The sequence below is a fragment of the Kluyvera georgiana ATCC 51603 genome, assembly GCF_001654985.1.
In the GTDB taxonomy this organism is placed as follows: Bacteria; Pseudomonadota; Gammaproteobacteria; order Enterobacterales; family Enterobacteriaceae; genus Kluyvera; species Kluyvera georgiana.
The window spans coordinates 1-16,030 of record NZ_LXEU01000014.1 but is presented as its reverse complement, the minus strand read 5'-3'; the positions used below and the strand labels follow the sequence as shown (position 1 = coordinate 16,030).

The 16,030-nt window shown below is 53.1% G+C and carries 16 protein-coding genes; 14 read left to right on the top strand and 2 right to left on the bottom strand.

Going from position 1 to position 16,030, the window contains the following annotated elements; translation table 11 throughout:
* The first annotated feature begins 193 nt into the window (after nt 1-193).
* The 11 genes from acuI (at nt 194) to fis (ending at nt 9,713) form a co-directional block, all read left to right on the top strand.
* A complete protein-coding gene (acuI, locus tag M989_RS02845) occupies nt 194-1,168 on the top strand; it encodes an acrylyl-CoA reductase (NADPH) (RefSeq protein WP_064541729.1) in 975 nt (324 codons plus the stop codon).
* Nucleotides 1,169-1,245: 77 nt separating this feature from the next.
* Nucleotides 1,246-2,244, top strand: coding sequence for a protein-methionine-sulfoxide reductase catalytic subunit MsrP (gene msrP, locus M989_RS02840; RefSeq protein WP_064541726.1), 999 nt, complete (start codon nt 1,246-1,248; stop codon nt 2,242-2,244).
* On the top strand, nt 2,244-2,843 hold the full coding sequence (gene msrQ / locus M989_RS02835; RefSeq protein WP_064541723.1) for a protein-methionine-sulfoxide reductase heme-binding subunit MsrQ: 600 nt from the start codon (nt 2,244-2,246) through the stop codon (nt 2,841-2,843). The genes msrP and msrQ overlap by 1 nt, the downstream gene beginning before the upstream one ends.
* A 234-nt stretch (nt 2,844-3,077) precedes the next feature.
* The gene (gene aroQ / locus M989_RS02830) at nt 3,078-3,530 is read left to right on the top strand and encodes a type II 3-dehydroquinate dehydratase (RefSeq protein WP_064541720.1); all 453 of its coding nucleotides are present in this window, start codon (nt 3,078-3,080) and stop codon (nt 3,528-3,530) included.
* A gap of 22 nt (nt 3,531-3,552) precedes the next feature.
* On the top strand, nt 3,553-4,014 hold the full coding sequence (accB, locus tag M989_RS02825) for an acetyl-CoA carboxylase biotin carboxyl carrier protein (protein WP_064541717.1): 462 nt from the start codon (nt 3,553-3,555) through the stop codon (nt 4,012-4,014).
* Between the two features lie 11 nt (nt 4,015-4,025).
* Nucleotides 4,026-5,375 (top strand): acetyl-CoA carboxylase biotin carboxylase subunit, encoded by a 1,350-nt coding sequence (gene accC / locus M989_RS02820; RefSeq protein ID WP_064541714.1) that lies wholly within the window; start codon nt 4,026-4,028, stop codon nt 5,373-5,375.
* Nucleotides 5,376-5,485: 110 nt separating this feature from the next.
* Nucleotides 5,486-5,731 (top strand): YhdT family protein, encoded by a 246-nt coding sequence (locus M989_RS02815; RefSeq protein ID WP_064541711.1) that lies wholly within the window; start codon nt 5,486-5,488, stop codon nt 5,729-5,731.
* A complete protein-coding gene (panF, locus tag M989_RS02810) occupies nt 5,721-7,172 on the top strand; it encodes a sodium/pantothenate symporter (protein WP_064541708.1) in 1,452 nt (483 codons plus the stop codon). Before M989_RS02815 ends, panF begins: the two co-directional genes overlap by 11 nt.
* Nucleotides 7,173-7,183: 11 nt before the next feature.
* Nucleotides 7,184-8,065: a 50S ribosomal protein L11 methyltransferase gene (prmA, locus tag M989_RS02805; protein ID WP_064541706.1), complete on the top strand. Its 882-nt coding sequence runs from the start codon at nt 7,184-7,186 to the stop codon at nt 8,063-8,065.
* A gap of 361 nt (nt 8,066-8,426) precedes the next feature.
* Nucleotides 8,427-9,392, top strand: coding sequence for a tRNA dihydrouridine synthase DusB (gene dusB / locus M989_RS02800; protein ID WP_064541703.1), 966 nt, complete (start codon nt 8,427-8,429; stop codon nt 9,390-9,392).
* Nucleotides 9,393-9,416: 24 nt separating this feature from the next.
* A complete protein-coding gene (gene fis / locus M989_RS02795; protein ID WP_000462905.1) occupies nt 9,417-9,713 on the top strand; it encodes a DNA-binding transcriptional regulator Fis in 297 nt (98 codons plus the stop codon).
* Between the two features lie 129 nt (nt 9,714-9,842).
* Here fis and envR read toward each other — a convergent pair whose 3' ends face one another.
* On the bottom strand, nt 9,843-10,496 hold the full coding sequence (gene envR, locus M989_RS02790) for an acrEF/envCD operon transcriptional regulator (RefSeq protein WP_064541700.1): 654 nt from the start codon (nt 10,494-10,496) through the stop codon (nt 9,843-9,845).
* Between the two features lie 361 nt (nt 10,497-10,857).
* On the opposite strand from envR, the gene M989_RS02785 reads away from it, so the two are divergent.
* The 3 genes from M989_RS02785 (at nt 10,858) to M989_RS02775 (ending at nt 15,647) form a co-directional block, all read left to right on the top strand.
* Entirely contained in the window at nt 10,858-11,997 is a 1,140-nt protein-coding gene (locus M989_RS02785) for an efflux RND transporter periplasmic adaptor subunit (RefSeq protein ID WP_064541696.1), read from the top strand.
* Nucleotides 11,998-12,009: 12 nt separating this feature from the next.
* Nucleotides 12,010-15,120 (top strand): efflux RND transporter permease subunit, encoded by a 3,111-nt coding sequence (locus tag M989_RS02780; protein WP_064541693.1) that lies wholly within the window; start codon nt 12,010-12,012, stop codon nt 15,118-15,120.
* Between the two features lie 305 nt (nt 15,121-15,425).
* The gene (locus M989_RS02775) at nt 15,426-15,647 is read left to right on the top strand and encodes a lipoprotein (protein WP_035891258.1); all 222 of its coding nucleotides are present in this window, start codon (nt 15,426-15,428) and stop codon (nt 15,645-15,647) included.
* Between the two features lie 115 nt (nt 15,648-15,762).
* On the opposite strand, the gene M989_RS25995 is transcribed toward M989_RS02775, so the two are convergent.
* The coding region (locus M989_RS25995) for a hypothetical protein (RefSeq protein WP_209438749.1) at nt 15,763-16,030 on the bottom strand (268 nt) is incomplete at its 5' end.

The window sequence follows — 16,030 nt, the reverse complement described above, 5'->3', positions numbered from 1 at the left end:
ATCATCCCCGACAGAGGCCGGGTGCCAGCGTCCGTGTCTTACAAGAAGTAAGCACTAACATATCAAACCAGGCTGGCATACTACCAAACCTGGCGGATCTGGCAATTTATTGCGCCAAATCGATATCAAATGATGATAAGCGAGTATAGTCCCCGGTAAATTTTTTCACTATCAGACCATGTAAGGAAAGGTTATGCAGGCACTCATCTTAGAACAGCAGGATGGCAAAACCCTCGCCGCAGTGAAGGCCGTTGATGACAGTCTGCTGCCGCAGGGCAACGTCACCGTCGACATCCAGTGGTCCAGCTTGAACTATAAAGATGCGCTCGCCATCACCGGTAAAGGGAAAATTATCCGCAACTTCCCGATGGTGCCGGGTATCGACTTTGCCGGTACGGTTCATCACAGTGACGATCCCCGCTTCACGACGGGCCAGCAGGTGCTGCTGACCGGCTGGGGCGTCGGCGAAAATCATTGGGGCGGGCTGTCCGAACGCGCACGTGTCAACGGTGACTGGCTGGTACCGCTGCCGACAGGTCTGGACGGGCGTAAGGCCATGATTATCGGCACCGCGGGCTTTACCGCAATGCTGTGCGTGATGGCGCTGGAAGACGCTGGCGTGCGCCCGGAAGATGGCGAGATCGTGGTGACCGGCGCCAGCGGCGGCGTAGGCAGCACCGCGATAGCGCTGCTGCATAAGCTGGGTTATCAGGTTGCCGCCGTTTCCGGACGCGAAAGCACTCATGATTATCTGCGCGCGCTGGGCGCGAGCCGCATTCTGGGCCGTGACGAATTTGCCGAAACCCGTCCGCTGGAAAAACAGGTCTGGGCCGGTGCGGTAGATACCGTGGGTGACAAAGTGTTGGCCAAGGTGCTGGCGCAGATGAATTACGGCGGTTGCGTCGCAGCCTGCGGCCTGGCTGGCGGTTTTGCGCTGCCGACCACCGTCATGCCGTTTATCCTGCGTAACGTGCGTCTGCAGGGCGTCGACTCCGTCATGACGCCAGCGGCACGCCGCGCCGAAGCGTGGAAACGTCTGGTGGCGGACCTGCCGGAAACGTTCTATCACCAAAGCGCAACGGAAATTAGCCTCGACCAGGCGCCCGCATTTGCCGACAAAATCATTAACAACCAGATTCAGGGCCGTACGCTGGTCAAAATCGCCTAAAATGCAATTTTTCGTGACATATTCGCATTAATGTCAGGCCTCCGTCATGCTTAGAAAAAAGCATGACGGAGAGCATTATGAATCGCAAAAAACTGACTGAAGCAGACGTCACGGCCGAGTCCGTGTTTATGCTCAAACGCCGCCAGGTGTTGAAAATGTTAGGCATTGGCACCGCTGCCGCCTCACTTCCCCTGCACGCCTCCAGTCTGACGGACTGGTTTAAAGGCAATGACCGTCCTGCCGCCCCCTCGGGCGCGCCGCTTACCTTTGATACCCCCCCCCAATGGCAAAGCAAACTGACGCTGACGCCAGAAAATAAAGTCACCGGCTACAACAACTTTTATGAATTTGGGTTAGATAAGGCCGATCCGGCGGCTAACGCCGGAAGTTTACAGACCAATCCGTGGAAACTCACGATTGGTGGCGAGGTGGCGAAACCGTTAACGCTCGATCATGATGACCTGACCAAACGTTTTCCGCTGGAAGAACGAATTTATCGAATGCGCTGCGTGGAGGCGTGGTCGATGGTGGTGCCGTGGATTGGCTTCCCGCTGCATAAGCTGCTGGCTGCCGTCGAACCCACCAGCAACGCGAAGTATGTGGCTTTTAAAACCCTCTACTCGCCAGAAACTATGCCTGGGCAGAAGGATCGCTTTATCGGCGGCGGCCTGGCATATCCTTATATAGAAGGGTTGCGTCTCGACGAAGCGATGAATCCGCTGACGCTGCTCACCGTGGGCGTTTACGGCAAAGCGTTGCCACCGCAAAACGGCGCGCCGATCCGCCTGACGGTGCCATGGAAGTACGGCTTTAAAGCCATTAAGTCGATTGTCAGTATTACGCTCACCCGCGATCGCCCCGATACCACCTGGAACCTGGCGGCTCCTGACGAATACGGTTTTTACGCCAACGTGAACCCACATGTCGATCATCCACGCTGGTCTCAGGCAACGGAACGATTTATCGGTTCTGGCGGTATTCTCGACGTACAGCGCCAACCGACGCTGCTGTTTAACGGCTACGCCGATGAGGTGGCCTCGCTTTATCGCGGGATGAATCTGCGGGAGAATTTTTAATGCGCTTAACGGCTAAACAGATAACCTGGCTGAAAGTTTTCCTGCATTTTGCCGCATTTTTACCGTTTGTCTGGCTGTTCTGGGCGGTCTCGCAAGGACAGCTCAGCGCCGATCCGGTAAAGAATATTCAGCACTTTACCGGTAGGATGGCTCTGAAATTGCTGCTGGCGACCTTGTTGGTCACCCCGTTGGCGCGCTACGCTAAACAGCCGTTGCTGATTCGCACGCGTCGGTTGTTAGGGCTATGGTGTTTCACCTGGGCGACAATTCACCTCACCAGCTACAGCGTGCTGGAACTGGGGATCCAGAATCTGTCGCTATTGGGACACGAAATCGTGACTCGCCCCTATTTACTGCTGGGATTAGCCTGCTGGCTTATCCTGTTGGCGCTGGCTGTGACCTCAATGCAGGCCATACAACGAAAACTGGGACGCCGTTGGCAACTTTTGCATAACTTCGTCTATCTTGTCGCGATCCTTGCACCGATACATTACCTGTGGTCGGTGAAGATTATCTCACCGCAACCGCTCATCTATACCGGTTGCGCGATCGTGCTTTTAGCCTGTCGCTACAAGAAGTTTCGCCAATGGTGGCGATGATGTCGCGATATGTGCGGTTTACCACAATTCACTTATAGTCAGACGTTCTTTACACGATAGCGGTTGATAATCTTCCCTGATAAGACCAGTATTTAGCTGCCAAATGCTACGAAATAGTTATAATGTGCGACCTTGGTTTTCCTGACGGGGGTTTTCAGCCTCTGAAAAGGTGACAATCGCGCATCGAAGGTATATTTTGTTTTTTACCCGAGAATTGCAGGAGATAGCAGCACAATGACTGACAAGTTCCGCATTTTGCTTTTGAACGGCCCGAACCTGAATATGTTAGGCACCCGTGAGCCAGAGAAGTACGGCACGCTGACGCTTTCCCAGATCGTAAGCCGCTTAACCGCGGAAGCTGAAGCCTTGAACGTCACGCTCGACAGCCTGCAATCCAACGCCGAGTACGTCCTCATCGACCGTATTCATCAGGCTAAAGACAATATTGACTATATCCTGATCAATCCGGCCGCGTTCACGCACACGAGCGTTGCCCTTCGCGATGCGTTGCTGTCGGTGAGCATCCCGTTTATCGAGATTCATCTCAGCAATGTCCATGCGCGCGAACCATTCCGTCATCATTCGTATCTGTCTGATATCGCTTCCGGCGTTATCTGCGGGCTCGGGGCTGACGGCTATTCATACGCTTTACAGACGGCGGTAAAACGCCTGTCACAATCAAACTAAACAAAGAGTACGGAACCCACTCATGGATATTCGTAAGATTAAAAAACTGATCGAGCTGGTCGAAGAGTCTGGCATCAACGAACTGGAAATTTCTGAAGGCGAAGAGTCTGTGCGCATCAGCCGCACGGCACCGAACACCGGTATTCCAGTGATGCAGCAGGCTTATGCAGCGCCTGTTGTGCAACAGCAGGCACCTGTCGCGGCAGCCGCACCAGCCGCAGCTGAAGCTCCGGCAAAAGCTGAAATCAGTGGTCACATCGTACGTTCCCCGATGGTTGGTACTTTCTATCGCACTCCAGGCCCGGATGCTAAAGCATTCGTGGAAGTTGGTCAGAAAGTTAACGTGGGCGACACCCTGTGCATCGTTGAAGCGATGAAAATGATGAACCAGATTGAAGCTGACAAAGCAGGGACTGTGAAAGCAATCCTGGTAGAAAGCGGTCAGCCGGTTGAATTTGACGAGCCTCTGGTCGTCATCGAGTAAACGAGGCGAAGATGCTGGATAAAATTGTCATCGCTAACCGCGGCGAGATCGCACTGCGTATTCTTCGTGCCTGTAAAGAACTGGGCATCAAGACTGTCGCCGTGCACTCCACTGCGGATCGCGATTTAAAACACGTACTGCTGGCGGATGAGACGGTCTGTATCGGCCCGGCTCCGTCCGTAAAAAGCTATCTGAACATCCCGGCTATCATCAGCGCAGCTGAGATCACCGGGGCAGTGGCGATTCACCCAGGCTATGGCTTCCTCTCTGAGAACGCCAATTTTGCCGAGCAGGTTGAACGTTCTGGCTTTATCTTCATCGGCCCGAAAGCCGACACCATCCGCCTGATGGGCGACAAAGTGTCTGCGATCACCGCGATGAAGAAAGCAGGCGTACCGACCGTTCCGGGCTCTGACGGCCCGCTGGGCGACGACATGGACGCTAACCGCGCACATGCGAAACGCATCGGCTACCCGGTTATCATCAAAGCCTCCGGCGGCGGCGGCGGTCGCGGTATGCGCGTTGTACGCAGCGACGCCGACCTGGCGCAGTCCATTGCCATGACCAAAGCGGAAGCGAAGTCTGCTTTCAACAATGACATGGTGTACATGGAAAAATACCTGGAAAATCCTCGCCACGTCGAGATCCAGGTACTGGCTGATGGCCAGGGCAACGCTATCTATCTGGCTGAACGTGACTGCTCCATGCAGCGTCGTCACCAGAAAGTCGTTGAAGAAGCGCCGGCACCGGGCATTACCCCAGAACTGCGTCGCTACATCGGCGAACGCTGCGCGAAAGCGTGCGTGGATATCGGCTACCGCGGCGCGGGTACTTTCGAGTTCCTGTTTGAAAACGGTGAGTTCTACTTCATTGAAATGAACACCCGTATCCAGGTAGAGCACCCGGTTACCGAGATGATCACCGGCGTCGACCTGATCAAAGAGCAGCTGCGTATCGCTGCCGGTCAGCCGCTGTCCATCAAGCAAGAAGAAGTACAGGTTCGCGGCCACGCGGTGGAATGCCGTATCAACGCCGAAGACCCGGACACCTTCCTGCCAAGCCCGGGTAAAATCACCCGCTTCCACGCGCCGGGCGGCTTTGGCGTTCGTTGGGAATCTCATATCTACGCCGGCTACACCGTACCGCCGTACTATGACTCAATGATCGGCAAACTCATCTGCTACGGTGAGACCCGTGACGTGGCAATTGCTCGCATGAAGAATGCGCTGCAGGAGCTGATCATCGACGGTATCAAAACCAACGTTGATCTGCAGATGCGCATTATGAGCGACGAGAACTTCCAGCATGGTGGTACCAATATCCATTATCTGGAGAAAAAACTCGGATTGCAGGAAAAATAATCCTGTTCTCGCAGCAAAAGGCCGGATTTTCCGGCCTTTTTTCTTTTTCTCTCCCCTCATCTTTTCCTTGCGGTACAATCCCCGCTTTCTTCATCCACAAGGGACAAAAAATGGACAAACGTTTTGTTCAGGCCCACAAAGAGGCGCGCTGGGCGCTGTGGCTAACCCTTCTCTATCTTGCTGCGTGGTTGGCGAGCGCTTACATACCAAACTCTGTTCAAGGCTTCACGGGCCTGCCGCACTGGTTTGAGATGGCCTGCCTGCTGATACCGCTGGTATTTATTTTGTTGTGCTGGGCGATGGTGAAATTTATCTATCGTGATATTCCGCTGGAGGATGACGACCATGCAGCTTGAAGTCATTCTGCCGCTTATCGCCTATCTGATTGTCGTTTTTGGTCTGTCGATTTACGCCATGCGTAAACGAGCGACCGGAAACTTCCTCAATGAGTATTTTCTCGGTAGCCGCTCAATGGGAGGCATCGTCCTTGCCATGACGCTCACGGCCACCTATATCAGCGCCAGTTCGTTTATCGGCGGGCCGGGCGCGGCTTATAAGTACGGGCTTGGATGGGTGCTGCTGGCGATGATTCAGCTACCTGCCGTCTGGCTGTCGCTGGGGGTATTGGGCAAAAAGTTCGCTATCCTTGCTCGTCGCTATAACGCCGTGACGCTCAACGATATGCTGTTTGCCCGCTACCAGAGTCGCCTGGTGGTCTGGCTGGCGAGCCTGAGCCTGCTGGTTGCCTTTGTCGGCGCAATGACCGTCCAGTTTATTGGCGGCGCGCGTCTGCTGGAAACCGCCGCAGGGATCCCCTATGAAACCGGCCTGCTCATCTTTGGTATCAGTATTGCGCTGTACACCGCTTTCGGCGGCTTTCGCGCCAGCGTGCTGAACGACACCATGCAGGGCCTGGTGATGCTTATCGGCACCATCGTCCTGCTGGTTGGTATTGTGCATGCGGCGGGCGGGTTGAGCCACGCGGTGCAAACCCTGGAAGCGATTGACCCGAAACTCGTTTCACCACAGGGGGCGGATGATATTCTGTCGCCGACCTTTATGACCTCGTTCTGGGTGCTGGTCTGCTTTGGGGTTATCGGTTTGCCGCACACGGCGGTACGCTGTATCTCTTATAAAGACAGCAAGGCGGTGCACCGGGGCATTATTATCGGGACGATCGTCGTTGCCATCCTGATGTTTGGCATGCACCTTGCCGGCGCGCTGGGACGCGCGGTTATTCCGGACCTCACGGTGCCGGATCTGGTCATTCCCACGCTGATGGTGAAAGTGCTTCCCCCCTTCGCGGCGGGGATCTTCCTGGCGGCGCCGATGGCGGCAATTATGTCGACAATTAATGCCCAATTGCTGCAAAGTTCCGCTACGATCATCAAAGATCTCTATTTGAACCTGCATCCGGAACAGATGCAGAATGAGCGTCGTCTGAAGCGCATGTCGGCAGCTATTACGCTTATTCTGGGCGCATTGCTGCTGCTGGCCGCCTGGCGCCCGCCTGAAATGATCATCTGGCTAAACCTGCTGGCCTTTGGCGGGCTTGAAGCCGTATTCCTGTGGCCGTTGGTGTTAGGCCTGTATTGGGAGCGCGCCAATGCAGCCGGGGCGCTGAGCGGGATGATCGTCGGTGGCGTGCTGTATGCCGTGCTGGCGACGTTTAATATTCAGTATCTGGGCTTCCATCCGATAGTGCCTTCGTTACTGCTAAGTTTGCTGGCGTTTGTGGTGGGGAACCGTTTTGGTCAACCTGCACCGCAGGCAGCCGTAATTTCTACTGATAAATAAAGAGTTTTGCCATGCCGTGGATCCAACTGAAACTGAACACAACCGGCGCCAATGCCGAAGATCTTAGCGATGCGCTGATGGAGGCCGGTTCGGTCTCCATCACCTTCCAGGATACGCATGACACGCCGGTCTTCGAGCCGCTGCCGGGTGAAACTCGCCTGTGGGGCGATACCGACGTTATCGGCCTGTTCGATGCAGAAACCGACATGAAAGAGGTGGTTTCCCTGCTTGAGCAGCATCCGCTGCTGGGTGCGGGTTTTGTGCATAAAATCGAGCAGCTCGAAGATAAAGACTGGGAGCGCGAGTGGATGGACAACTTCCACCCGATGCGCTTTGGCGAGCGTCTGTGGATCTGCCCAAGCTGGCGTGAGGTGCCGGATGAGAACGCGGTCAACGTGATGCTTGACCCGGGCCTGGCCTTCGGCACCGGTACCCACCCGACCACCTCGCTGTGCCTGCAGTGGCTGGACGGTCTGGATCTGGCGGGCAAAACGGTAATCGACTTCGGCTGCGGTTCGGGGATCCTCGCGATCGCTGCGCTAAAGCTGGGCGCCGCGAAAGCTATCGGGATCGATATCGATCCGCAGGCCATTCAGGCCAGCCGCGACAATGCCCAGCGTAACGGCGTTTCCGAACGCCTGGAGCTGTATCTGCCGCAGGACCAGCCAGAAGCCATGAAAGCCGATGTGGTGGTCGCCAACATCCTGGCCGGCCCGTTACGTGAACTGGCTCCGTTAATCAGCGTGCTGCCGGTTACAGGCGGCCTGCTGGGCCTGTCAGGTATCCTGGCCAGCCAGGCGGAAAGCGTCTGCGAAGCGTATGCCGACCTCTTCGACCTCGACGCCGTCGTCGAAAAAGAAGAGTGGTGCCGTATTACGGGCCGCAAAAAATAACCGTCTCTGAATGCGGCCTGCTGGCCGCATTTTCCCCTGTCCGAACGTTTTATCCCCCTCATAAATGCGAGACAGATCGCATTTATCGAACCAATATTGTTCATTAAATCATCATTTTATCGTTCAAGCGCTCGCCGTTACGTAAGAATGCGAGAGAAGTTTGATGATTTTCTGAATGCGCACAAAACATTCACTTTTGTTTAATTCGATGATTAATATGGGAATTTATCGTCGATTCGCTTTCAGTACTGAGATTCATTGATCTACAACATCTGATTGCTCAAAGTTTGGCCTTTCATCTCGTGCAAAAAATGCGTAATATACGCCGCCTTGCAGTCACAGTATGGTCATTTCTTAACTCATGCGTATCGGACAACACCAGCTCAGAAATCGCCTGATCGCAGCGCCCATGGCTGGCATCACTGACAGACCATTCCGGACGTTGTGCTACGAGATGGGAGCAGGCTTAACCGTATCAGAGATGATGTCCTCCAACCCGCAGGTGTGGGAGAGCGATAAATCTCGGTTACGTATGGTGCACGTGGATGAACCAGGTATTCGTACCGTGCAAATCGCCGGTAGCGATCCTGAAGAGATGGCCGGAGCCGCCCGCATTAATGTGGAAAGCGGCGCCCAGATTATTGATATTAATATGGGCTGTCCGGCAAAAAAGGTGAATCGCAAGCTAGCAGGTTCAGCCCTACTGCAATACCCGGATCAGGTGAAGGCTATCCTGAACGCGGTTGTTAAGGCGGTGGACGTTCCTGTCACACTTAAGATTCGCACTGGCTGGGCTCCTGAGCACCGTAACTGTGTAGAAATTGCCCAACTGGCTGAAGACTGTGGCATTCAGGCTCTGACTATTCACGGACGCACCCGCGCCTGCTTGTTTAACGGAGACGCTGAGTACGACAGCATTCGGACAGTTAAGCAGAACGTTTCCATTCCGATTATCGCGAATGGCGACATTACTGACCCGCTTAAAGCCAGAGCTGTACTCGACTATACGGGGGCTGATGCCCTGATGATAGGACGTGCGGCTCAGGGAAGACCCTGGATCTTTCGGGAAATCCAGCATTATCTGGACACTGGGGAGCTGCTGCCTCCACTGCCTCTGGCAGAGGTGAAGCGCTTGCTTTGTGCGCACGTTCGGGAACTGCATGACTTTTATGGTCAGGCAAAAGGGTACCGAATCGCGCGGAAACACGTCTCCTGGTATCTCCAGGAGCACGCTCCAAATGACCAGTTTCGGCGCACATTCAACGCCATTGAGGATGCCAGCGAACAGCTGGAGGCGTTGGAGGCATACTTCGAAAATTTTGCGTAATAGAAATAAAGAGCTGACAGAACTATGTTCGAACAACGCGTAAATTCTGACGTACTGACCGTTTCTACCGTTAACTCTCAGGATCAGGTAACCCAAAAACCCCTGCGTGACTCGGTTAAACAGGCACTGAAGAACTATTTTGCTCAACTGAACGGTCAGGACGTTAATGACCTGTATGAGCTGGTACTGGCTGAAGTAGAACAGCCCCTGTTGGACATGGTGATGCAATACACCCGTGGTAACCAGACCCGCGCTGCCCTGATGATGGGCATCAACCGCGGTACTCTGCGTAAGAAACTGAAAAAATACGGCATGAACTGATACTAATCAGTTAATTGCTTGATTTTGAAGGCGCTACTCGGCATGGGGAAGCGCCTTTTTTATCACCTGCACAACGCCGCAGAAGAGACACGGCGTCACGCCCGGATAATCAGGTAGATGTGCACTGACCTACTGATTGACCACCAGCGCAGGCCGAGTGGACCAAAGACTTTGAGCACAAACCGCGGACATCAGATTGTCGACCAGCAGCGGCGCTTGTTGGTAGAGATCAAACTGCTGTGGCGCCATTAACCAGTTTTTAATCAGACCGCTAAACGCGCTATATAAAACGATTAATATAATCTCAATATTTGTATCTTTAGGTAATATCTGGTTACGCACACACCCCTGCAATATATCGCGAACAGTATCATAGCCAAAGCCTATTTTCTTTCTGATTTCATATTCAGACATCATGTCGCTATTAAATTCGCACTTATGATACAGAATTTGCATCAAAGCACGCTGGCGAGGCGTTTCCGCGATATATTGCAAACCTAATACAAACTTATTCCTCAAATCTAATAATGGATTCCCACACTCTATTTGTTTCAATTTATGATGAATTAAATCACGCAGTGGGAGTTGCTCCTGCCACATTGCATTAAATAATTCACTCTTACTTGAAAAATGCCAGTAAACCGCCCCCCGCGTTACGCCAGCAGCATCGGCAATATCGGTCAGCGTGGTGTTGCTGACGCCGCGCAGCGCAAACTGTTCAATCGCTGCGTCAAGCAGCATTTGACGCGTCTTGAGCGCCTCTTCTTTCGTTTTTCTTGCCATGGAATGTATCGCTTAGCGCTGGATGAACGATGAATAATTTATATTACTCTATTCAATCTATCATTCAGAATAACTGCTGTATTTACCAAAAAGTTTGATACTCACCAAAAAACAAATAAATATAGTAAATGTATGCTTTGCTGAATTACCATTCACTGTATGAATATTATCTTCTGAGGTTTGCCCTCGTTTATTCTCCAATCCTGCTTTTTTTGTGTTTCCGTGCCTTTAGCATCCACTCCAAAATAACTATCCCTTACATCCATCGTTGTTTATTTGTAGGATAACGAACTGTTTTTTATTCACCCTTTCTTTCTCAGATTTGTAGTCAAATCGGGCTATCAATCTATAAGGAACCGCAATGACGAGCCACGCCAGAGTTACACTCTTAACCAGCCTAATTATCTCTGCGGCATTATTAAGCGGCTGCGATGATTCAGGCAATCAGCAAGCGCATGCCCCCATGCCCCAGGTTACTGTTCATGTCGTGAACAATGCGCCGCTCTCCATCATCACAGAATTGCCGGGCCGCACCTCTGCGTTCCGCGTCGCTGAGGTTCGCCCACAGGTCAGCGGTATCATTCTGAAGCGTAACTTTGTGGAAGGTAGTGACGTTGAAGCAGGGCAATCCCTGTACCAAATTGACCCAGCGACCTACCAGGCCGCTTATGACAGCGCCAGAGGCGATGAGTCAAAAGCGGAGGCCGCCGCAGCCATCGCTCATCTGACGGTAAAACGCTATGTCCCACTGCTGGGTACGAAGTACATCAGTCAGCAGGATTACGATCAGGCGGTCGCGACCGCACGTCAGGCCGATGCCGACGTCATGGCAGCAAAAGCGGCCGTTGAGAGCGCTCGCATCAATCTAGCCTATACCAAAGTGACCTCCCCTATCACTGGCCGCATCGGCAAGTCCAGCGTAACGGAAGGCGCGCTGGTAACCAACGGGCAGTCCAACGCGATGGCGACGGTACAGCAGCTCGATCCGATTTACGTCGACGTAACTCAGTCCAGCAGCGATTTTATGCGCCTGAAGCAGGAGAGCCTGCAACAGGGCGGTGATGCGAAGAGCGTCCAGTTAGTGATGGAAAATGGTCAGCCCTACGCCCTGAAAGGGTCTCTGCAATTCTCCGACGTCACCGTAGATGAAAGCACCGGCTCCATCACCCTGCGCGCCATCTTCCCTAATCCACAGCATACGCTGCTGCCGGGCATGTTTGTGCGAGCACGTATCGATGAAGGGGTAAATCCAAGCGCAATGCTGGTTCCTCAGCAAGGCGTCACCCGTACGCCGCGTGGCGATGCCACCGTGCTGCTGGTCAATGACAAAAATCAGGTGGAAACCCGTAACGTTGTGGCCGCGCAGGCTGTTGGCGACCAGTGGCTGATCACCAGTGGCCTGAAGTCCGGCGATAAAGTCATCGTCAGTGGGCTACAGAAAGTGCGCCCAGGCGCGACCGTGAAGGCAGAAGAGGATACCGCGGCTCCGGCTGCGCAATAAGGTACCAAACCCATGTCTAAGTTTTTTATCCATCGCCCGGTTTTTGCCTGGGTTCTGGCCATCATTCTGATGATTGCCGGCGGGTTGGCTATTTTGCAATTGCCTATCGCGCAATATCCTACGATTGCACCGCCAGCGGTGGCTATCTCCGCTACCTATCCGGGCGCTGACGCTCAGACCGTGCAGGACACCGTTACTCAGGTTATCGAACAGAACATGAACGGTATCGATAACCTGATGTATATGTCCTCTACCAGCGATTCGGCCGGTTCGGTGACTATCACTCTGACCTTTAATTCAGGCACAGACCCCGATATCGCCCAGGTTCAGGTGCAGAACAAACTGCAGCTGGCAACGCCGCTGCTGCCGCAGGAAGTACAGCAGCAGGGGATTAGCGTAGAGAAATCGAGCAGCAGCTTCCTGTTAGTGGCCGGTTTTATCTCCGATAACCCGAATACCGTTCAGGACGATATTTCGGACTACATCGCCTCTAACGTTAAAGACCCGATCAGTCGTCTGAACGGCGTCGGCGACGTCCAGCTTTTTGGCGCACAATACGCGATGCGTATCTGGCTCGATGGGAATCTGCTGAACAAATACAACCTGACACCGGTCGACGTGATCAATCAGTTGAAGGTACAGAACGACCAGATTGCCGCTGGCCAGTTAGGTGGTACGCCTTCCGTGAAGGGCCAGCAGCTTAACGCCTCTATCATTGCGCAGACCCGTCTGAAAGATCCGGTTGAGTTTGGCAAAGTGACCCTACGCGTCAACGCTGACGGTTCCGTCGTGCATCTGAGCGACGTGGCGCGCATTGAGCTAGGTGGCGAAAACTACAACGTCGTTGCCCGCATTAACGGTAAACCGGCTTCAGGGCTGGGGATTAAGCTCGCCACGGGCGCGAATGCGCTGGATACTGCGAACGCGATTAAGGCCAAGCTGGCGGAGCTGCAGCCTTTTTTCCCGCAGGGAATGAAGGTAGTCTATCCATACGACACCACGCCATTTGTCACTATCTCCATTCACGAAGTGGTCAAAACGCTGTTTGAAGCGATTATCCTCGTCTTCCTCGTGATGTATCTGTTCTTACAGAATATCCGCGCAACGCTAATTCCCACGATCGCCGTGCCGGTGGTATTGCTGGGGACTTTTGCCGTGCTGGATATGTTTGGCTACTCGATAAACACCCTGACAATGTTCGGGATGGTGCTCGCGATAGGACTATTGGTCGATGATGCTATCGTGGTGGTTGAAAACGTTGAACGTGTGATGGTCGAAGAGCAGCTTTCGCCGGTGGAAGCGACGGAGAAATCCATGTCGCAGATTCAGGGCGCGCTGGTCGGTATCGCTATGGTGCTATCGGCGGTGTTCGTCCCGATGGCCTTCTTCGGCGGCTCTACCGGCGCTATCTACCGCCAGTTCTCTATTACCATTGTTTCGGCCATGGCACTGTCGGTACTGGTGGCCTTGATTCTGACCCCTGCGCTGTGTGCCACGCTGTTGAAACCAGGATCTGCCGATCACTATGAGAAGAAAGGGTTCTTCGGCTGGTTCAACAATAAGTTTGATCAGAGCGTTAACCACTATACCAACAGCGTGAGCGGCATTCTGCGCTGTACCGGACGTTATCTGATCATCTATGTGCTTATTGTTGTTGGGATGGCGGTGCTGTTTGTCCGTCTCCCTACGTCCTTCCTGCCGGATGAAGATCAGGGTGTATTCATGACCATGGTGCAGCTCCCGGCTGGCGCTACGCAGGAACGTACGCAGAAGGTCCTGGATACCGTTACCCACTACTATCTGAATAACGAGAAGGCCAACGTGGCAAGCGTCTTTACCGTTAACGGCTTCAGCTTCAGCGGTCAGGGGCAAAACTCCGGTATGGCGTTTGTTAGCCTCAAGCCGTGGGATGAACGTAGCGGCGATAAGAACAGCGCGGAGTCCATCATCAAACGCGCGACCATGGCCTTCAGCCAGATTAAAGATGCCATGGTCTTCCCGTTCAATATGCCAGCCATTATCGAACTCGGTACGGCTACCGGCTTTGACTTCGAGTTGATTGATCAGGGTAACCTTGGCCATACGGCGCTGACTCAGGCCCGTAATCAGCTACTGGGCATGGTGCAACAGCATCCAGACCAGTTGGTTCGCGTACGTCCAAACGGACTGGAAGACACCGCGCAGTTCAAGCTGGATGTCGACCAGGAAAAAGCGCAGGCACTGGGCATCTCTCTGTCGGATATCAATGAAACCATTTCAGCGGCGCTGGGGGGTTACTACGTTAACGACTTTATCGATCATGGCCGCGTGAAGAAGGTATATGTTCAGGCGGATGCTAAATTCCGTATGCTGCCAGGCGACGTTAACAATATGTATGTACGTAGCGCTAACGGTGAGATGGTGCCGTTCTCTGCCTTCGTTACCTCACATTGGGTTTACGGTTCACCGCGACTGGAACGCTACAACGGTCTGCCTTCCATGGAGATTTTGGGTGAGGCCGCGCCGGGTAAAAGTACCGGTGAGGCCATGACGTTAATGGAACAAATGGCCAGCAAGCTGCCTTCTGGTATTGGCTTTGACTGGACGGGGATGTCCTATCAGGAGCGTTTATCCGGCAACCAGGCCCCTGCGCTGTATGCGATCTCACTGATCGTTGTCTTCCTGTGTCTGGCAGCACTCTATGAGAGCTGGTCTATTCCATTCTCCGTGATGCTGGTCGTGCCTCTGGGGGTTGTCGGTGCGCTGCTGGCAGCATCACTACGTGGTTTGAATAACGACGTTTACTTCCAGGTGGGGCTGTTAACCACGATCGGCTTATCAGCGAAGAACGCTATTTTGATCGTTGAGTTCGCCAAGGATCTTATGGAGAAAGAGGGCAAGGGAATTATTGAGGCAACGCTCGAGGCATCACGCATGCGTCTACGCCCAATCTTAATGACTTCGCTGGCCTTCATTCTTGGCGTTATGCCGCTGGTTATCAGCCATGGTGCCGGTAGCGGCGCGCAGAATGCGGTAGGTACCGGGGTTATGGGGGGAATGTTAACAGCAACGCTGCTGGCCATTTTCTTCGTCCCGGTATTCTTCGTGGTCGTCAGACGTCGATTTACCAAACACACGGACTAACCTCAGAAACTATCCGGTGAAAGGCGTCTTCGGACGCCTTTTTTTGTCGCCAAATAACTGCAAGTGGCTCAATACGTTATCACTGATCTCGCTTATTATACTGGCGCGGCGTTTATTTCGTTATTTTCATCTACATCATTTCCACACAATCCTGCCAATTTAACACGCCTTCTCCACGATATTTACGTAACTCATAAATTGAGATTATTTCCTCTATCAGACCGCGGGTATCCAGGTGATAAAATAAGCCATTCCGTAATACGTCCATGACGGCGTAATGAAACGGACTATTTAGAGGCTATATCATGAAAAAATTTATTCTGGTGACGCTGCTGGCAACGCTGCTTGCGGGCTGTGCACATGATTCACCTTGCGTTCCGGTCTATGACGACCAGGGTCGTCTGGTTCACACCAACACCTGTATGAAAGGAACAACGCAAGACAACTGGGAAACCGCAGGAGCCATCGCCGGTGGTGCAGCGGCACTGGCAGGCCTGACGCTGGGTATCGTCGCGCTGACCAAGTAACAGAAAGGCCGCAAAGGTTCGTGCCTCCCGTTTTTTTTGACCCGCATCGGTTGTTATTTTATTAATCACGCTGATGCGGGTTTTATTTTATTCCTTTCACATATTTCCTTCTTATTCAGCACCGCATAAAAATCACCAAATAGAATAAAGAGATAGCAGTACATTTTATTTCAAGGACGCTATAACGCTCTGTTAAATATACAGGGATAACTCTCTTCACACGGTGCAGACGCTTTTTATTAGCAACCGCTATATATGGTAGACAGGGGAAGGCAAAGCCGACAAGCGCACTGAACCTATCTTGTGTCGGCATCCGGACAGGATATTTGTCGCTATTCAAGCGCAGCGATTCGGTTAGCAGGGCTATAGACGTAAAAAAGCCC